The sequence below is a fragment of the Devosia sp. A369 genome (assembly GCF_054489345.1).
The window spans coordinates 122,608-137,122 of sequence record NZ_JBTMWV010000001.1; the positions used below are offsets into that span (position 1 = coordinate 122,608).

General features: G+C 63.2%; 12 protein-coding genes. 5 read left to right on the forward strand and 7 right to left on the reverse strand.

Features of this window, described 5'->3' with window-relative positions; all coding sequences use genetic code 11:
- Positions 1 to 52: 52 nt before the first annotated feature.
- Positions 53 to 1,183: a cysteine desulfurase family protein gene (locus tag ACX3OZ_RS00595; RefSeq protein WP_459095361.1), complete on the reverse strand. Its 1,131-nt coding sequence runs from the start codon at positions 1,181 to 1,183 to the stop codon at positions 53 to 55.
- A 285-nt stretch (positions 1,184 to 1,468) separates the two neighbouring features.
- Between ACX3OZ_RS00595 and ACX3OZ_RS00600 the strand changes: the two genes are divergently transcribed.
- A complete protein-coding gene (locus ACX3OZ_RS00600; RefSeq protein WP_459095360.1) occupies positions 1,469 to 2,131 on the forward strand; it encodes an alpha/beta hydrolase in 663 nt (220 codons plus the stop codon).
- 132 nt (positions 2,132 to 2,263) lie between these two features.
- Complete coding sequence (gene tyrS / locus ACX3OZ_RS00605; RefSeq protein ID WP_459095359.1) at positions 2,264 to 3,514, forward strand: tyrosine--tRNA ligase; 1,251 nt, start codon at positions 2,264 to 2,266, stop codon at positions 3,512 to 3,514.
- Here the strand turns inward: tyrS and ACX3OZ_RS00610 are convergent.
- From ACX3OZ_RS00610 to ACX3OZ_RS00620, 3 genes are read right to left on the reverse strand one after another with little or no spacing between them, the layout of a single operon-like run.
- Positions 3,511 to 3,828 carry a type II toxin-antitoxin system RelE/ParE family toxin gene (locus tag ACX3OZ_RS00610; protein WP_459095358.1) on the reverse strand — a complete coding sequence of 106 codons (318 nt, stop codon included), beginning with the start codon at positions 3,826 to 3,828 and terminating at the stop codon, positions 3,511 to 3,513. The genes tyrS and ACX3OZ_RS00610 overlap by 4 nt on opposite strands.
- Positions 3,825 to 4,130: a ribbon-helix-helix domain-containing protein gene (locus tag ACX3OZ_RS00615; protein WP_459095357.1), complete on the reverse strand. Its 306-nt coding sequence runs from the start codon at positions 4,128 to 4,130 to the stop codon at positions 3,825 to 3,827. The genes ACX3OZ_RS00610 and ACX3OZ_RS00615 overlap by 4 nt, the downstream gene beginning before the upstream one ends.
- Before the next feature lie 51 nt (positions 4,131 to 4,181).
- Positions 4,182 to 7,559, reverse strand: a complete 3,378-nt coding sequence (locus tag ACX3OZ_RS00620; protein ID WP_459095356.1) for a hypothetical protein — start codon at positions 7,557 to 7,559, stop codon at positions 4,182 to 4,184.
- 249 nt (positions 7,560 to 7,808) lie between these two features.
- Between ACX3OZ_RS00620 and ACX3OZ_RS00625 the strand changes: the two genes are divergently transcribed.
- Together ACX3OZ_RS00625 and ACX3OZ_RS00630 are read left to right on the forward strand one after the other, a co-directional pair.
- Complete coding sequence (locus ACX3OZ_RS00625; protein ID WP_459095355.1) at positions 7,809 to 8,297, forward strand: peroxiredoxin; 489 nt, start codon at positions 7,809 to 7,811, stop codon at positions 8,295 to 8,297.
- Between the two features lie 65 nt (positions 8,298 to 8,362).
- Positions 8,363 to 9,499 (forward strand): M23 family metallopeptidase, encoded by a 1,137-nt coding sequence (locus ACX3OZ_RS00630; RefSeq protein WP_459095354.1) that lies wholly within the window; start codon positions 8,363 to 8,365, stop codon positions 9,497 to 9,499.
- 184 nt (positions 9,500 to 9,683) lie between these two features.
- Here the strand turns inward: ACX3OZ_RS00630 and prfB are convergent.
- Positions 9,684 to 10,806, reverse strand: a protein-coding gene (gene prfB / locus ACX3OZ_RS00635; protein WP_459095353.1) for a peptide chain release factor 2 whose coding sequence is annotated in 2 segments (ribosomal slippage) — positions 9,684 to 10,736 and positions 10,738 to 10,806 — 1,122 coding nt in all. Because the reading frame shifts where the segments join, the coding sequence is not laid out codon by codon here.
- 132 nt (positions 10,807 to 10,938) lie between these two features.
- Between prfB and ACX3OZ_RS00640 the strand changes: the two genes are divergently transcribed.
- Complete coding sequence (locus tag ACX3OZ_RS00640; protein WP_459103633.1) at positions 10,939 to 11,412, forward strand: hypothetical protein; 474 nt, start codon at positions 10,939 to 10,941, stop codon at positions 11,410 to 11,412.
- 39 nt (positions 11,413 to 11,451) lie between these two features.
- On the opposite strand, the gene ACX3OZ_RS00645 is transcribed toward ACX3OZ_RS00640, so the two are convergent.
- Both ACX3OZ_RS00645 and ACX3OZ_RS00650 read right to left on the reverse strand, forming a co-directional pair.
- Positions 11,452 to 11,946 (reverse strand): peptide deformylase, encoded by a 495-nt coding sequence (locus ACX3OZ_RS00645; protein ID WP_459103634.1) that lies wholly within the window; start codon positions 11,944 to 11,946, stop codon positions 11,452 to 11,454.
- Positions 11,946 to 14,474 (reverse strand): penicillin-binding protein 1A, encoded by a 2,529-nt coding sequence (locus ACX3OZ_RS00650; protein WP_459103635.1) that lies wholly within the window; start codon positions 14,472 to 14,474, stop codon positions 11,946 to 11,948. The genes ACX3OZ_RS00645 and ACX3OZ_RS00650 overlap by 1 nt, the downstream gene beginning before the upstream one ends.
- Positions 14,475 to 14,515 lie beyond the last annotated feature (41 nt).

Below are 14,515 nucleotides of genomic sequence, written 5' to 3' on the forward strand. Positions count from 1 at the left end.
ATTTACCCGGCGGCGATTCAAGGTCGCCGCGAGCCGTCTAAAACTATGCAGCTTACGCCGCGTGTCCCTGCCGCGCCCGTTGGCGCTCAAGGATCGATTGGTAACCGGCGATGAAAGCATCGACATCGCCAGCGGTAGAATTCCAGCCCAGGCTGACGCGCAGGGCACATTCGGCAAGCGCCACCGGCACGCCCATGGCGGCCAATACGTGGCTCGGTCCGACCTTGCCGGATGAACAGGCCGAACCCGACGACACCGACAGGCCCAGCAGATCAAGCCCCATCATCGCCGTCGCATTGTTGACGCCGGGCATGGCAAAATTGGTGACATTGCCCAGCCGGTTGCCGCCAAAGATGACAGCGTCGGTCGGCAGCGCCTGTTCCAGCCGCGCCGTCAGCGCCGCCACATCAGCCGCCGCGTAGCGTCCGGCAATCGCCGCTGCTGCTGCGCCAAAGGCTGCGATCAGCGCCGTGGCTTCGGTGCCACCGCGCCTGCCCTGCTCCTGCCCGCCGCCCGGAATTAGCCGCGCGGTGTCGGCATGAGCCTTGACCAGCAACGCGCCGATGCCGGCCGGTGCGCCGATCTTGTGACCGCTGATAGCCATCATATCGGGTGCCGAGGCGGCAAATTCGAGGGGCAGCTTGCCCAAAGCCTGCACGGCGTCGATGAACAGTGTGTGTCTGGTCGGCCCAACCAGCGCATTGATGCGCCCGATCGGCTGGACCACGCCGGTCTCATTATTCACCCAATGCAGCGCCACCAGCAGATTGCCCTCGGCCGCCGCAATCACGCCGGACAATTGATCGAGATCAATGCTGCCATCAGCCAGCAGGCCAATAGTGAGCACCGGCAGACCCGTCGCCTCGGCCGCCTTGGACACCGCCGCATGTTCCCCGGCGCTGATCACGATGGCGTCTGCCGCAAAGGCCTTGGCGCCACCGACAATGGCCTGGGTGATGGCTTCGGTGGCCGAGCCGGTGAACACCACCTGCTTGCGTTCGGCCCCGGCCAGCGCGGCCACTTGGCTGCGCGCCGTCTCGATGAGATTGCGCAGAGCCCGGCCATGACCATGCACCGACGACGGATTTCCCGTCACGTCGAGCGCAGCCAGCAGCGCCGCCTTCGCTTCAGGCAGAAGCGGAGACGCGGCATTATGATCGAGATAGATCGCCGCTGGGGTCATCTGTTTTCCATAGGCGCATGCGCGCCGATCATACCATCCATGCCCGGATCGAGGCGCCGCAACGCCCCGGAAACCAAACACTTCTTGAAATTTGCCGCCCAACATCATTACAAGGGGCGCTCTTGCAGGCCGTTGTACGGCCGAAGACCCGTTTTTGAATAGTTCTAAACTGGTTTTTTCGACCCTGTTTTAGGGAGCGGTGCGCGCTTAGTCAAGCCGCTACACCGCCCTTGTCGGGCCGGGAAACCTCGCTAACAGAGCCCAAAGTGGCCGGAAAAGTTGACCATGCCAGAAGTAATTTTCAATGGGCCCGAAGGCCGTCTGGAAGGCCGTTACCAGCCCGGTAAGGAGCCCAATGCTCCTATCGCTATCGTATTGCATCCCCACCCGCAGTTCGGCGGGACGATGAATAACCAGATCGTCTACAACCAGTTTTACATGTTCGCCGAGCGCGGCTTTGCCGTCTTGCGTTTCAACTCGCGCGGCGTCGGCCGCAGCCAGGGCATGTTCGACCATGGCATTGGTGAACTCAGCGATGCCGCTGCCGCGCTCGACTGGCTGCAGGTCATCAACCGCGAATCGCGCGGCTGCTGGATTTCCGGCTTTTCCTTCGGCGCCTGGATCGGCATGCAGTTGCTGATGCGCCGCCCCGAAGTCGAGGGCTTCATTTCGGTGGCCCCGCCGGAAAACCTCTATGACTTCTCGTTCCTGGCCCCCTGCCCGTCCTCCGGCCTGATCATTCATGGCGACAAGGACCGCGTGGCCCCGCCCGCCTCGGTGCAGAAGCTGGTCGACAAGCTCAAGACCCAGAAGGGCATCGTCATCGAACAGCAGATCGTTGAGGGCGCCAACCACTTCTTCGAGGGCAAGGTCGACGAACTGACCGCCCGCTCGGCAGAATATCTCGACCGTCGTCGGGCGGAGATCGCCGCCGGCGGCGGGCGCTAGTTTCAAGCGCACACACGACGATCAGTTGGAAGGGACCTCATCCTGAGCCTGTCAAAGGACGGGGTCCCTCATACACCGACCTCGTGGTTCGACAGGCTGCCATGAGGACTCCATCTTCCTCAGGTTGCCAAAATGACCAAGTTCAAATCCGACTTCCTCCGCGTCCTCGATGAGCGCGGCTTCATTCACCAGATTTCCGATCCCGAGGGGCTCGACGCGCTCGCGCTCAAGGGCCCGATCAGCGCCTATGTCGGCTATGACGCCACGGCGACCTCGATCCATATCGGCAATCTGATTTCCGTCACCATGCTCTACTGGTTGCAGGAAACCGGCCACAAGGCGATCAGCCTGATGGGCGGCGGCACCTCCATGGTGGGCGATCCCTCGTTCCGCGACGATCAGCGCAAGCTTCTGACCGTCGAGCAGATCGACACCAATATCGAGAGCATCAAGCGCGTTTACGGCAATATTCTCAATTATGGCGGCTCCAACCCGGCCATGATGGTCAACAATGCCGATTGGCTGCTCAAGCTGAATTATGTCGAGTTCCTGCGCGATGTCGGCCGGCATTTCTCGGTCAACCGCATGCTGAGCTTTGATTCGGTGAAGCTGCGCCTCGACCGCGAGCAGTCGCTGAGCTTCCTCGAATTCAACTACATGATCATGCAGGGCTATGACTTCACCGAGCTGAACCGGCGCTATGGCACCGTGTTGCAGATGGGTGGATCGGACCAGTGGGGCAACATCATCAATGGTGTCGACCTCAACCACCGCATGGGCGGCGAGCAGCTCTATGCGCTGACCACGCCGCTGCTGACCAAGTCGAGCGGCGAGAAGATGGGCAAGTCGGCCACCGGGGCCGTCTGGCTCAATGGCGACCTCTTCAGCCCCTATGATTTCTGGCAGTATTTCCGCAATACCGAGGACGCCGATGTCGGCAAGTTCCTCAAGATCTTCACCCGCCTGCCGCTAGCCGAAATCGCCAAGCTGGAAGCTTTGGGCGGCACCGAGATCAACGAGGCCAAGAAGGTGCTGGCGACCGAAGTCACTGCCATCGTGCATGGCCGCGCCGCCGCCGAACAGGCTGCGTCCACCGCTGCCTCGACCTTTGAATCCGGCGCCATCGACCTGTCGCTGCCCACCGCGACGGTAACCCGGGCCGAACTCAATGACGGCATCGGTATTCTGGCCGCGCTGGTGACGGCAGGCCTGGCCGGCTCCAATGGCGAAGCCCGCCGCCACATCCAGTCGGGCGCTGTGCGCCTCAACGACACGGTGATCGAAGATGACAAGCTCAGCATCGGCGCCAACGCGCTGCTGGCCGAGGGCGTCATCAAACTCTCGGTTGGCAAAAAGCGCCATGCGCTGATCAAGCCGGTTTAGGAACCGGCTTGATCGTCGTCATCGTCAAGGGCTAGCGACTGTCCGCCGTGCAGTATGCGCAGGACATAGACGTGGCTCTCATCGACGGTGAAGACCAGGGAAGTGTGGGGCAAGATGCCGATGACACGAAGACCCCTTTTGGGGTCTCGAACGGTGCCCCGCTCTGCCCCATAGCGCAATGTAGCGATCCGACTCCTGACCTTGTCCACATAGCGGTGAGCGACGGCGTCGGACGCTTCTTGCGCCAGCCAGACGACCATGCGGCGCAAGTCCTGTTTGGCACTTTCCAGCAGGATGATGGACCGCTGCTTCATTCTGCGGCTTTATTGCCTGCTTCGTCTTTCTTGGCGGCAATCTCGTCAATGGTCCGGTGCAACTCATCAAACACCTCGTCGAGGGGATAGGTCTTCTCCCCTCCGGCCTGCCACCGCTCATAGGTCGGGATAACGTCCCGCTGTAGCCAGCGCTCGATTTCGGCATCGCGCTCCTGCAGCAGGCGAAGCCCTTCACGGACGACTTCACTACCTGATGCGTGTCCGCCCCGGCCCACCAATGCGTCGATAAAGTCCGACTGTGCGGCGGTTACACTGAATGTGCGTTTTTTCACATTGCTCATGCCAGTCACCTCCAGAACGGCCATTATAGCACCCGGTATGACCGATGCATACTACTCCCCGCGCGGCTGTTCCTTCGCCCGGAACTCGAACAATTCGCGGAACGCTCCTGGCACCAGAATGGACAGCGGGTTGATGCGGAACTGGGGGTTGTCCAGCGGCCCCTGCACGGCAAAGGTCACGCCGACCAGCCCTTCGCCCTGGCGGCCGCCCAGCAAGGGGCCGAGCAGCGGGATCTGCTGGAAGGCATTATTCAGCCCGAACAGCGGTACATAGGTGCCGGTCAGGTCGTATTGACGCTGATTGGTGTAGATGAAGCCGCGCATGGTGCCGCCCACCGTATCGCCGGTCAGCATGGCATTGGTCACTTCCACGCGGTCAGAGCGGCGCTGGAAATCCACCTCCGCCACGTCGAAATCCAGCCGGTTCTGCTGGGCGATGGCGGCGCGCGAATTGGAATGATTGCCCAGCACCTGGGCGACATTAGCCTCATCGACAATGGCGAAATCGCGCATCACCAACTGCCCGGCTTCCACATCCGCCGCCCGGTGCGTCGTCAGCACCAGGCTGCCGGTGCCGCCGGCGAGCTGGGAATAGACCCCGAGCAGGCGTAATATCGTGCCGGCGTCGTTGAAGGCCACCGACAGGGTGCGCCCATCCGGCGCCGGATTGGTGGTGACCGAGATGGCGTTGCCGTCGCTGAACTGCGCCGTCAGATTGGCGCGGCGCATGTCGCTGCCGCGCAGCAGCAGGTCGAGATCAACGTTGAAGGCGGTGGTGGCGTAGTAGCCCAGCGCCCGATCCAGTTTGACGGTGAGCGCGATGGTCTGGTCGAACTGGGTCGATTGCACGCCGCCCACCCCTTCGCCCAGCCCGAAGAACTGGCGCAGCATCGGCTTGAGGTCGAGCTGGCTGCCACTGACGCGCACCGCATAGCCGCCATCTATGGGCGTCATCACCAGCTGGGCATTATCGCCGGAGCTGAGCCCGAACTGGCTGAAATTGGCCTGCTGCAAGCCTTTGGTCGCGTGATAGGTGATGCCGCCCACGGCGCGGACGGTGCCGAAGGACAGGTCGATATTGGTGAGCTCGGTCACGTCCGCGCCCGGCTTGATGGTCGCGCTCAGCGTGCCTGAGGTGCCGGCGGCCTTGCGAATGCCGAGATCCTTGATGGTCAGCGCCGCATCCTTGAGGTCCACCGCCATCTGCAACGCGCCATCGGCGAGGGGCTGGGCCACGAAGCGCACCCGGCCGGAGAGGAATTCGGAGGCGTCAAAGCCCATCTTTGCCAGCTCGGCAACGTCAATGGTCGAGGCCAGGCGGAAACTCGGATCGGTGGTGGGGGTGCCGGCAATCTCGATTTCGGCCGGCATGCCGTCGATCTCCGCGGTGCCGCCGAGCTGGTAGCCATCCTGGGAAGCGCTGAACGCCAGCTGGCCATTGCCGATGTGACGCTCCTGAATCGGCTGGGTGCTGGCGAAATTGGAAACCGTGCCATTGACCACATAGTCGAGATCCATTGGCCGGCCGCTCGCTTCATCGGCAAGGCTGATGGTGGCGACCAGCCCCAGATCGACCGAGCCGGTGATGGCGGCCAGATCGATGGGCAGTTGCGCGCTGGCCAGCGCCTCGGGCTGCTGGGTCTTGATCAGGTCGAGCAGCGCCGGGATCGGCCCGGCAATATCGCCGGAAATTTCGAGGATATTCTCGGCCGGATTGGAATTATCCATCACCAGCGCCGGATTGCGGACGCGGATCGTGCCGGCCGCCGTGTCCAGCCGCCCGCCCGTCGCCGAGATGACGACATTGGCGTCATCGATCTGCAGCCGGCTCTCGCCGTCGATGGCGATCGGGTCCATTTCGACGGTGGGCTTGATGGCGACGCCGGTGCCGATCATGTCGATCTGCATGCCGCCCGTGGGAATCGGCTTGTCCTCGCCTTCCAGACTCATGGTGCCAACCGGGAATTTGAAATCGAGGCGCGCCTGCTTCACCTCGCCGGCCGTGACATTGGCCACGAACCAGTCCCGGCTCTCGCCGCCCATGACATAGGGCCAGAGGCGCTTGAGGTCGTCAGCACTGACGCCCTGCCCGGCCACTGTCATGTCCAGCCCAAGGCCGGCCTGTAGCAGATCGATGCGGCCGGTGGTTTCGACGGTCGCGTCACCCTTGCGGGCGATGAAGCGATCAATGCCCATGGCGCCATAGAGCGGCGCCGACCAGCCGGAAAACACCATGCTGTCGAAGGGCGTTTCCGGCGCGTCCATATCGTTGGGGTGGAGGACTACGTCCCGCGCCTTCAGCGAAATGCCGATGGTGGGGCCATAGGTGGCATCAAGCCCCATGGCGAAGACGCCCGAGACATAGGCGAAACTCTGGCCGATCTGCAGCGCCGCCTCATTGAGCACGAACTGGCCCGCCTCGGGCACCCAGTCGATATCCATGATCGAGCTGGCGACGGGGAAATAGGCGTCGGCGATGCGCAGATCGAGGCCGGTCAGGTCGATCTTGAACCGGCCATCGACCAGCTTGCCGCCGGCCGGCTCGAAATTGATATCCATGGACAACGCGCCAGCGCCCCGCATCGCCGCCATGCTGGTGGGATCGTCGATAAAGGGCAGGAAGGCGGCGAAGTCGATATTGGTGACATCGGCTTCGAGCCGGGAATTGCCCGCGTCATCGACGGTGCGCGACAGGCTGCCGGTCATCTTGCGGCCCCCCAGCACGGCCGAGAACGTACCATTGGTATTGCGGCGGTCAGGGGTGGGGCCGATCTCGAAATTGATCTTGTCGAAGCGCCGGAACAACCCATAGACGGCATCGTTGATGGCCACACTGCCATCGCGGATCACCAGCTTGGAAAAGCGCCCCTGCGCCGCCTGGGCGACGATATCGGCAATGCCCTGCTCGCTGGCTTCCAGATTATAGATCAGCCAGTCATTATCCGACCGCATCGGCACGGCCTGACCACTGCCGGCGACGTCGATGCCGCTGGCGCCAATGCCGACGCTGGGGAACGCATCTTCGCCCTCCTGCACCCGCACCGTCGCGCCGATTTCAGGATCATTGACCAGCTGGAAACTGGTGAGGCGCGGGCCGAACAAATCCTGCACCATCTGGATATGCGGCCGGACGATGGTCACGGTGGCGCCGGGCTGGCCGAACAGCGCCCTGGCCGGCGAAAACCCCACCTCCAGCGCATCCACCGCCACCCGGGCGCCGGTCTTGCCATCGGTGAACAGCACCGGCGTAAACTGGAGGACGGGCCAGACGCCGTTTTCCAGCGCCAGGTTCATTTCGCCGAGATCAAGGCTCGATGAGGCCGGCATGGCGGACTGCACCAGCGAGCGCACGGCCTGGCCGCCAAAAGGCAGCCGAACCGGCGTGATCAGCAGCACCAGATAGAGCAGGAGCGACAGCACAGCGGGCACGCCAAGCACCCACACGGCGAGCTTGGCCGCGTGCCTGGCAGGTGGCCGTTTGCGCAACGCAGACGGCGGAACAGCTGGGTCTGCGGAAAAGATTGACGCGCTCACTTGCTTCCAGAACGAGGCTTTGCCGGTATTTCTGGCACCCCAAGAATCAACCGCATAAGGCGGTCACTTGCCCAATGATACCGGCTGCAATATGGCACTGACACCCACATTATCGCGCACGCACCCCAGTTGAGGACAGGTTCCATGCCGGATTTGAGCGAAGGCGACATTGCTCCAGACTTCACGCTACCCCTGGATGACGGCTCCAGCTTCCATCTGGCGGCCGAGCGCGGCCGGCCCGTGGTGCTGTTTTTCTATCCCGAGGACGATTCGGGCGGCTGCACCGACGAGAATCGCGAATTCTCCGAACGCGCCGAAGCCTTCGCGCAACTGGGCGCCCGGCTGGTCGGGATTTCGCCCGACACCGTGGCCACTCACCTCAAATTCCGCAAGAAATACAATCTGGTACTGCCGCTGGCTGCCGACCCGGATCATGTGGCCATCGAGGCCTTTGGCGTGTGGAAGCTCAAGAAGCTCTATGGCCGCGAGTTCATGGGGCTGATCCGCACCTCATTCATCATCGATGAAGAGGGCCGTGTCGCCCGCATCATCCGCGCCACCCGCATTCTCGGCCACGCCCAGAAAATGCTCGATGCCCTGGCGCTCCATGTCGCTGACACGCCTCACAAATAGCCTTTGTTAACCATGGCGGGTCATACTCCGCTCACCATGTTCTTCGGCGTCACGGGGTATGTTGCGTGCGTAACCAGGCCAGTTTCGGGCGCTCCGATAGCGGAGCTGCCAAGCCCAGCCGTCCCGGCGTCCACCCTGCCCTGTTCTACGGCATGTTCACCCTGCTGCTGGCCGGCAACGGCCTGCTCGGCACTGCCGTCCTGTTCTCGCCCGATATTTCCAAGCTGCTGAGCGGCCAGAACGAACAGGTCATCGAAGCTTACGAAAACCGCATCGCCCAGTTGCGGGTGGAAGTGGACCGCTTGCATTCGCGCAGCTATGCGCAGGCCGGCGACATCAATTTGCAGTTGCAGGAACTGGCCCAGCAGCAGGACGTGCTGCTCGAACAGCATCAGCTGGTGCGCGTGCTGGTCGACAAAGCCGGCGAATTGGGCATCGAGGCGGTCGCCGCCATGCCGATGGCCAGCCCTGACACCGCCGCCCTTACCCCGGGCGGCAATCCCGATATCAATGCGACAGCCGCCGCCGTGGCCCAGATGATGGGCGAAACCCAGTTCGCCATGACCTCCATTGCCGAAACCGCCACCGCGCGGACCGACAGCATCGTCTCCGAACTGTCCGGCCTCGGCATTCGCGTATCCCTGCCGGCGCAACTGGATGGCGTCGGCGGCCCGCTGCTGGCGGCGCTGGACGATGCCGAGCCATCCCCGATGATCGATGACGCCAATGCCGTGATGGCGGCGCTGATGCGCTACAAGGTGGCGCGCGACAGTATCGACGGCGCGCCGATCCACATGCCGATCACCGGCAGCTTTCGCCAGAGTTCCACCTTCGGCAACCGCACCGATCCGTTCACCGGTGGCCGGGCTTTCCATTCGGGGCTCGATTTCGCCGCCCCAAGCGGCACCACGGTGTTCAGCGCCGGCAAGGGCGTGGTGAGCTTTGTCGGCACCAAGTCAGGCTATGGCAAGGTGGTGGAAGTCACCCATGCCAACGGGCTGATCAGCCGCTATGCCCATCTCTCCGGCTATCTCAGCGCCGAAGGCCAGGCGGTCAATACCGGCACGCCTATCGCCAAGGTCGGCTCCACCGGCCGCTCCACCGGCCCGCATCTGCATTTCGAAGTGCGCAAGGCCGACAACCCGATCAACCCCAAGGCCTTCCTCGAAGCCGGCAAGCGCCTGCTGGCGCTGCTGGGGTAGTTTTGGGCCGTGGGCGGCTCTCTCCGCAGGGCGGTGCGTGGGGCACCCCCACCCTTGATCCCTCCCCACAAGGGGGAGGGAGACGATGAACACAGCCATCTCAACCTGCGCCTCCCTCCCCTTGATGGGGAGGGAATGAGGGTGGGGTGGGGTGGGGCCAAGCACACCGGCCCACCAGCTTCGATTAATCCGACACGACATCCGTGGCGACACCAACACGCTGGGCCAATGCGGCTTCCATGAATTCATCCAGATCACCATCCAGCACCAAAGCCGGCTGGCCGCTTTCGACGGCGGTGCGCAGGTCCTTGACCATCTGGTAGGGCTGCATCACGTAGCTGCGGATCTGGTGGCCCCAGCCGATATCGGTCTTGCTCGACGCCTGGGCGTTGGCCGCCTCTTCGCGCTTCTGCAATTCGGCCTCGTAGAGCCGCGACTTCAGCATCGCCATGGCGGTTGCCCGGTTCTTGTGCTGGCTGCGCTCCTGCTGGCAGGCCACGACGATGCCGGTGGGCACGTGGGTGATGCGGATGGCCGAGTCGGTGGTGTTGACGTGCTGGCCACCGGCGCCCGAGGAGCGATAGGTGTCGACCTTGAGGTCGGCGTCGCGGATTTCGATGTCGATGGAGTCATCGACCACCGGATAGACCCAGACGCTGGAGAAGCTGGTGTGGCGGCGCGCCGCCGAATCATAGGGGCTGATCCGCACCAGCCGGTGCACGCCGCTCTCGGTCTTCATCCAGCCATAGGCATTGTGCCCCTTGATCAGGATGGTCGCCGATTTGATACCCGCCTCTTCGCCATCGTGCATTTCGATGACTTCGACCTTCATCTTCCGCCGTTCCGCCCAACGGGTGTACATGCGCAGCAGGATATTGGCCCAATCCTGGCTCTCGGTGCCGCCGGCGCCGGAGTGGATTTCGACATAGCAGTCATTAGCGTCGACTTCGCCCGAGAGCAGCGTCTCGATCTGGCGACGGCGTGCCGATTGCTTGAGTTCAAGCAGCGCATTCTCGGCTTCCTTGACGATTGCGGCGTCGCCTTCGGCTTCGCCCATCTCGATCAATTCGACATTGTCGCGGATGCCGGCTTCCAGCTCGCGCACGGTTTTGACCGCGACGTCGAGTTCATCGCGGTCGCGCATGGCGCCGCGGGCCTTTTCCGGATCATTCCAGAAATCGGGGGATTCAGTCTGCGCGTTCAGCGCGTCGAGGCGAAGTTCTGCAGTATCCCAGTCAAAGATGCCTCCTCAGCAGGGTCAAAACCTGCTCGATTTCGGCGACGGTCTTTTCGATTTCCGTACGCATTGGACAATTCCTTCAGTAACGGCGCTCCGTTTAGCGGACCGGGAGAGTGGGATCAACCCGCCCCATCAGCATGTCATTGTCGTCGCTTCGGCGCCGATCTATTATCCGTCCCGCCTGTGAGGAGGTATAATCATGTTTGCAAGACTGATTACCGTCGGCGCGACCGTCCTGGCTATGGGATCAATCGCGCTGGCGCAGGACGTGTCTGTCGCCAAAGGGGAGCGGATTTCCAAGATCGGGGGCTGTCACGATTGTCATACCCCCGGCTTTGGCGAGGCCAATGGCGTGCTGGACCCCGCCATGGCGCTGATCGGTAGCCCGGTGGGTTACCAGGGCCCCTGGGGCACCACCTATGCCGCTAATCTGCGTCTGGTCGCCGCCAAATATTCGGAAGACGAGTTCGTCACCTATCTGCAGACGTTCGAGGCGCGGCCGCCCATGCCCTGGTTCAACGTGCATGTGCTCGACGAGTCCGAGCTCCGCTCGCTGCACCAATATATCATCTCGCTGGGCGAGCCGGGCGAACCTGCCCCCAGCTATGTGCCGCCGGGCAAAACCCCGAAGACACCCTATTTCGTCTTCGTGCCGGTGATGCCGGGAGGCTGACGCCACTACGGGTCTGCGCCCACGGCGCGGGCCCCTCTATTAGCGCTGCGACTTAGCGAATTTACGCAGGGCCGTGTCCCGCTTGATGCGCGAGACCCGGGAGAGAAAGAACACGCCATTCATCTGCTCGATCTCATGCTGGGCGACGCGGGCGACAAACCCATCGAAGCGCTGCTGCTGGCGCACGCCATCGGCGTCATCATAGGCGATCTCGGCCCAGATCGGCCGCAACACCGGAACCTCGATGCCCGGCAGCGATACCGAGCCCTCCATGCCAGCAGCCGTCTCGTCGGCGGTCTGGATGATTTCGGGGTTATACAGCACGCGATAGTCGCGCTGGCTCAGCTCCGTCGCCACACTGATCACCACCAGCGGTTCGGCAAGGCCCAGATGCGCCGCCGCCAGACCATAGGCCTGCGCTTCTCGCGTGGCGGCGAGCAAAGCTTCCCCAGCCCCCAGCATGGCCGCATCGACCGGCCGGGCCGGTGCGCACTGGCTCAAAGCGGCGTCGGGATAGACGACGAAATCACCCACTAGAACAGCCCGCCACGCCCGAGATTGGGCTGCACCCACTGGCCGGTATTCTGATCATAGACCAGGCGATTGCCGTCGGTTTGCGGCTGCGGCGTGCCCTGCTGCGGCGCAAAGCCCGAGTCATATTGCTGCTGCATCTGCTGCTGGCGCAGGGCGGCATCATAGGCATTGACGTCGACGCCGATCACCGAGGTCATCTGGTTCGGCCCGGTGCCGGGCTTGAACGCTTCCTCAATCGCCGCCTCGCCCTCGAAGGCTTTGACGCCGGAATTGGGGTTGATCCAGGCCGTGCTCATGCCGGGCGGCACGTTGAACGGCGTCGGCGGCTTGCCGGCGAGCGCCTTGGCCATGAATTCGGTAAAAATCGGCACGGCAAAGCTGCCGCCGGTCACCGAGCTGCCCATCGAGCGCGGCTGGTCGTAGCCGACATAGACGCCAACCACCAATTCCGGGGTAAAGCCGACGAACCAGGCGTCCTTGTAGTCATTGGTGGTGCCGGTCTTGCCGGCCACCGGGCGGTTGAGCCCCTTGGCGCCGGTGCCGGTGCCGCGCTGCACCACGCCTTCCATCATCGAGGTGATCTGGTAGGCCGTCATCGGATCGAGCACCTGCTCGCGATTGTCGACGATCAGCGGCTCGCCCTGCCCGCTCCAGCCCTCGGCGACGCAGCCCTGGCAAAGGCGCTGGTCGTGCTTATAGACGGTGGCGCCATAGCGATCCTGAATCCGGTCGATCAGCGTCGGCACGATCTTGCGGCCGCCGTTGGCAATGGTGGCATAGGCGGCGGTCATCCGCATATCGGTGGTTTCGCCGGCCCCCAGCGCCATCGCCAGCACTGGCTGCATGGTGTCGTAGACGCCGAACATCTTGGCATATTCGGCCACCAGCGGCATGCCGATATCCCGAGCCAGCCGCACCGTCATGACGTTACGACTGCGCTCGATGCCGCGCCGCAGCGTCTGCGGGCCATAAAACTGCTGCGCGTAGTTTTCCGGCCGCCAGATCGAGCCATCGGCATTGCGGATCTCCACCGGCGCATCCAGCACCACCGAGGCCGGCGTATAGCCATTGTCCAGCGCTGCCGCATAGACGATGGGCTTGAATGACGAGCCGGGCTGGCGCAGCGCCTGGGTGGCGCGATTGAACTCGCTCAACGCGTAGGAGAAGCCGCCGACCATCGACAGCACGCGGCCGGTGCGCGGGTCCATCGCCACCAGCGCGCCTTCGATTTCGGGGATTTGCTCGAGCGTATAGATGCCATCCTTGCCCGCAACCGGCGAGACATAGACCACATCCCCCACTTTAAAGATGTCCTGCACCGGCTTGGAAACCCATTTGATTTCCGGGCCGGACAATGTGCCTTCCAGCCGTGCTTCCGCGACACCGCCGCCGGCGACGATTTCGGGGCGCAGGCCAATATGGGCCTCATTGCTCCCGACCTCGAGCACCACCGCCAGCTGCCATTCGGGCACGTCATTCAGCGGGATGACCTTGGCGACATCCAGACCCCAATCCTCGCCGATTTCGATGCTTGCCACCGGCTCGCGGAACCCCTTGGTGTGGTCAAAGGCGATCAGCCCGTCCATCACCGCCTTGCGGGCATATTCCTGCAGCTTGGGATCAAGCGTGGTGCGCACCGATAAACCACCGCCATAGAGCTGGTCCTCGCCATAGAGCTTGGCCAGCTCGCGGCGCACTTCCTCGGTGAAATAGCCGGCCGAATACAGCCGATTGCCCGAAGCGCGCGGCACCACGGTCAGCGGCTCCTCGCGGGCCTCCGCCACCTCTTCGGGGGTGACGTAGCCATTCTCCTGCATCCTATCGAGCACCCAGTTGCGGCGTTCGACAGCAGCTTTGGGATTGCGGAACGGATGGTAATTATTGGCGCCCTTGGGGAGCGCGGCGAGATAAGCCACTTCCGACAGCGTCAGCTGATACAGCGCCTTGTCGAAGTAGTTGAGCGCCGCCGCCGCCACGCCATAGGTCTGGCCGCCCACCGTGCCCATGAAAATCTCGTTGAGATACAGCTCGAGAATCTTGTCCTTGGAGAAGGTCGATTCAATCCGGATCGCCAGCAGCGCTTCCTGAATCTTGCGGTCCCAGGTCTGCTCGCTGGTCAGCAGGAAATTCTTGGCGACCTGCTGGGTGATCGAGGAACCGCCACCCTGAATCGCCGAATTGCCATCCATCCGCGCCAGCAGATTGTCGCGCAATGCGCGGACCACCCCATCGATGGAAATGCCACCGTGATTGTAGAATTCCTTGTCCTCGGCCGACAGGAACGCCTCGATCAGCAGCGGCGGCATGGTTTCGATCGGCTGGAACAGCCGGCGCTCGCGGGCGAATTCGGCCAGCAGCGCCCCATCGGCGGCATGCACGCGCGTCGTCACCGGCGGCTGGTAGTCCTTGAGCACGGTATAGTCGGGCAATTGGGCGGCGACCGAGGTCAGATACACCGCCGCCACGCCGATTCCGGCGAGCGCCAAGAACATCCCAAAGCCAAAAATCCAGCCGAGCAAGCGCAGCATATAGTCATTCTCTCCGGCGGCGGACCAGCGTCGGCCCGCCG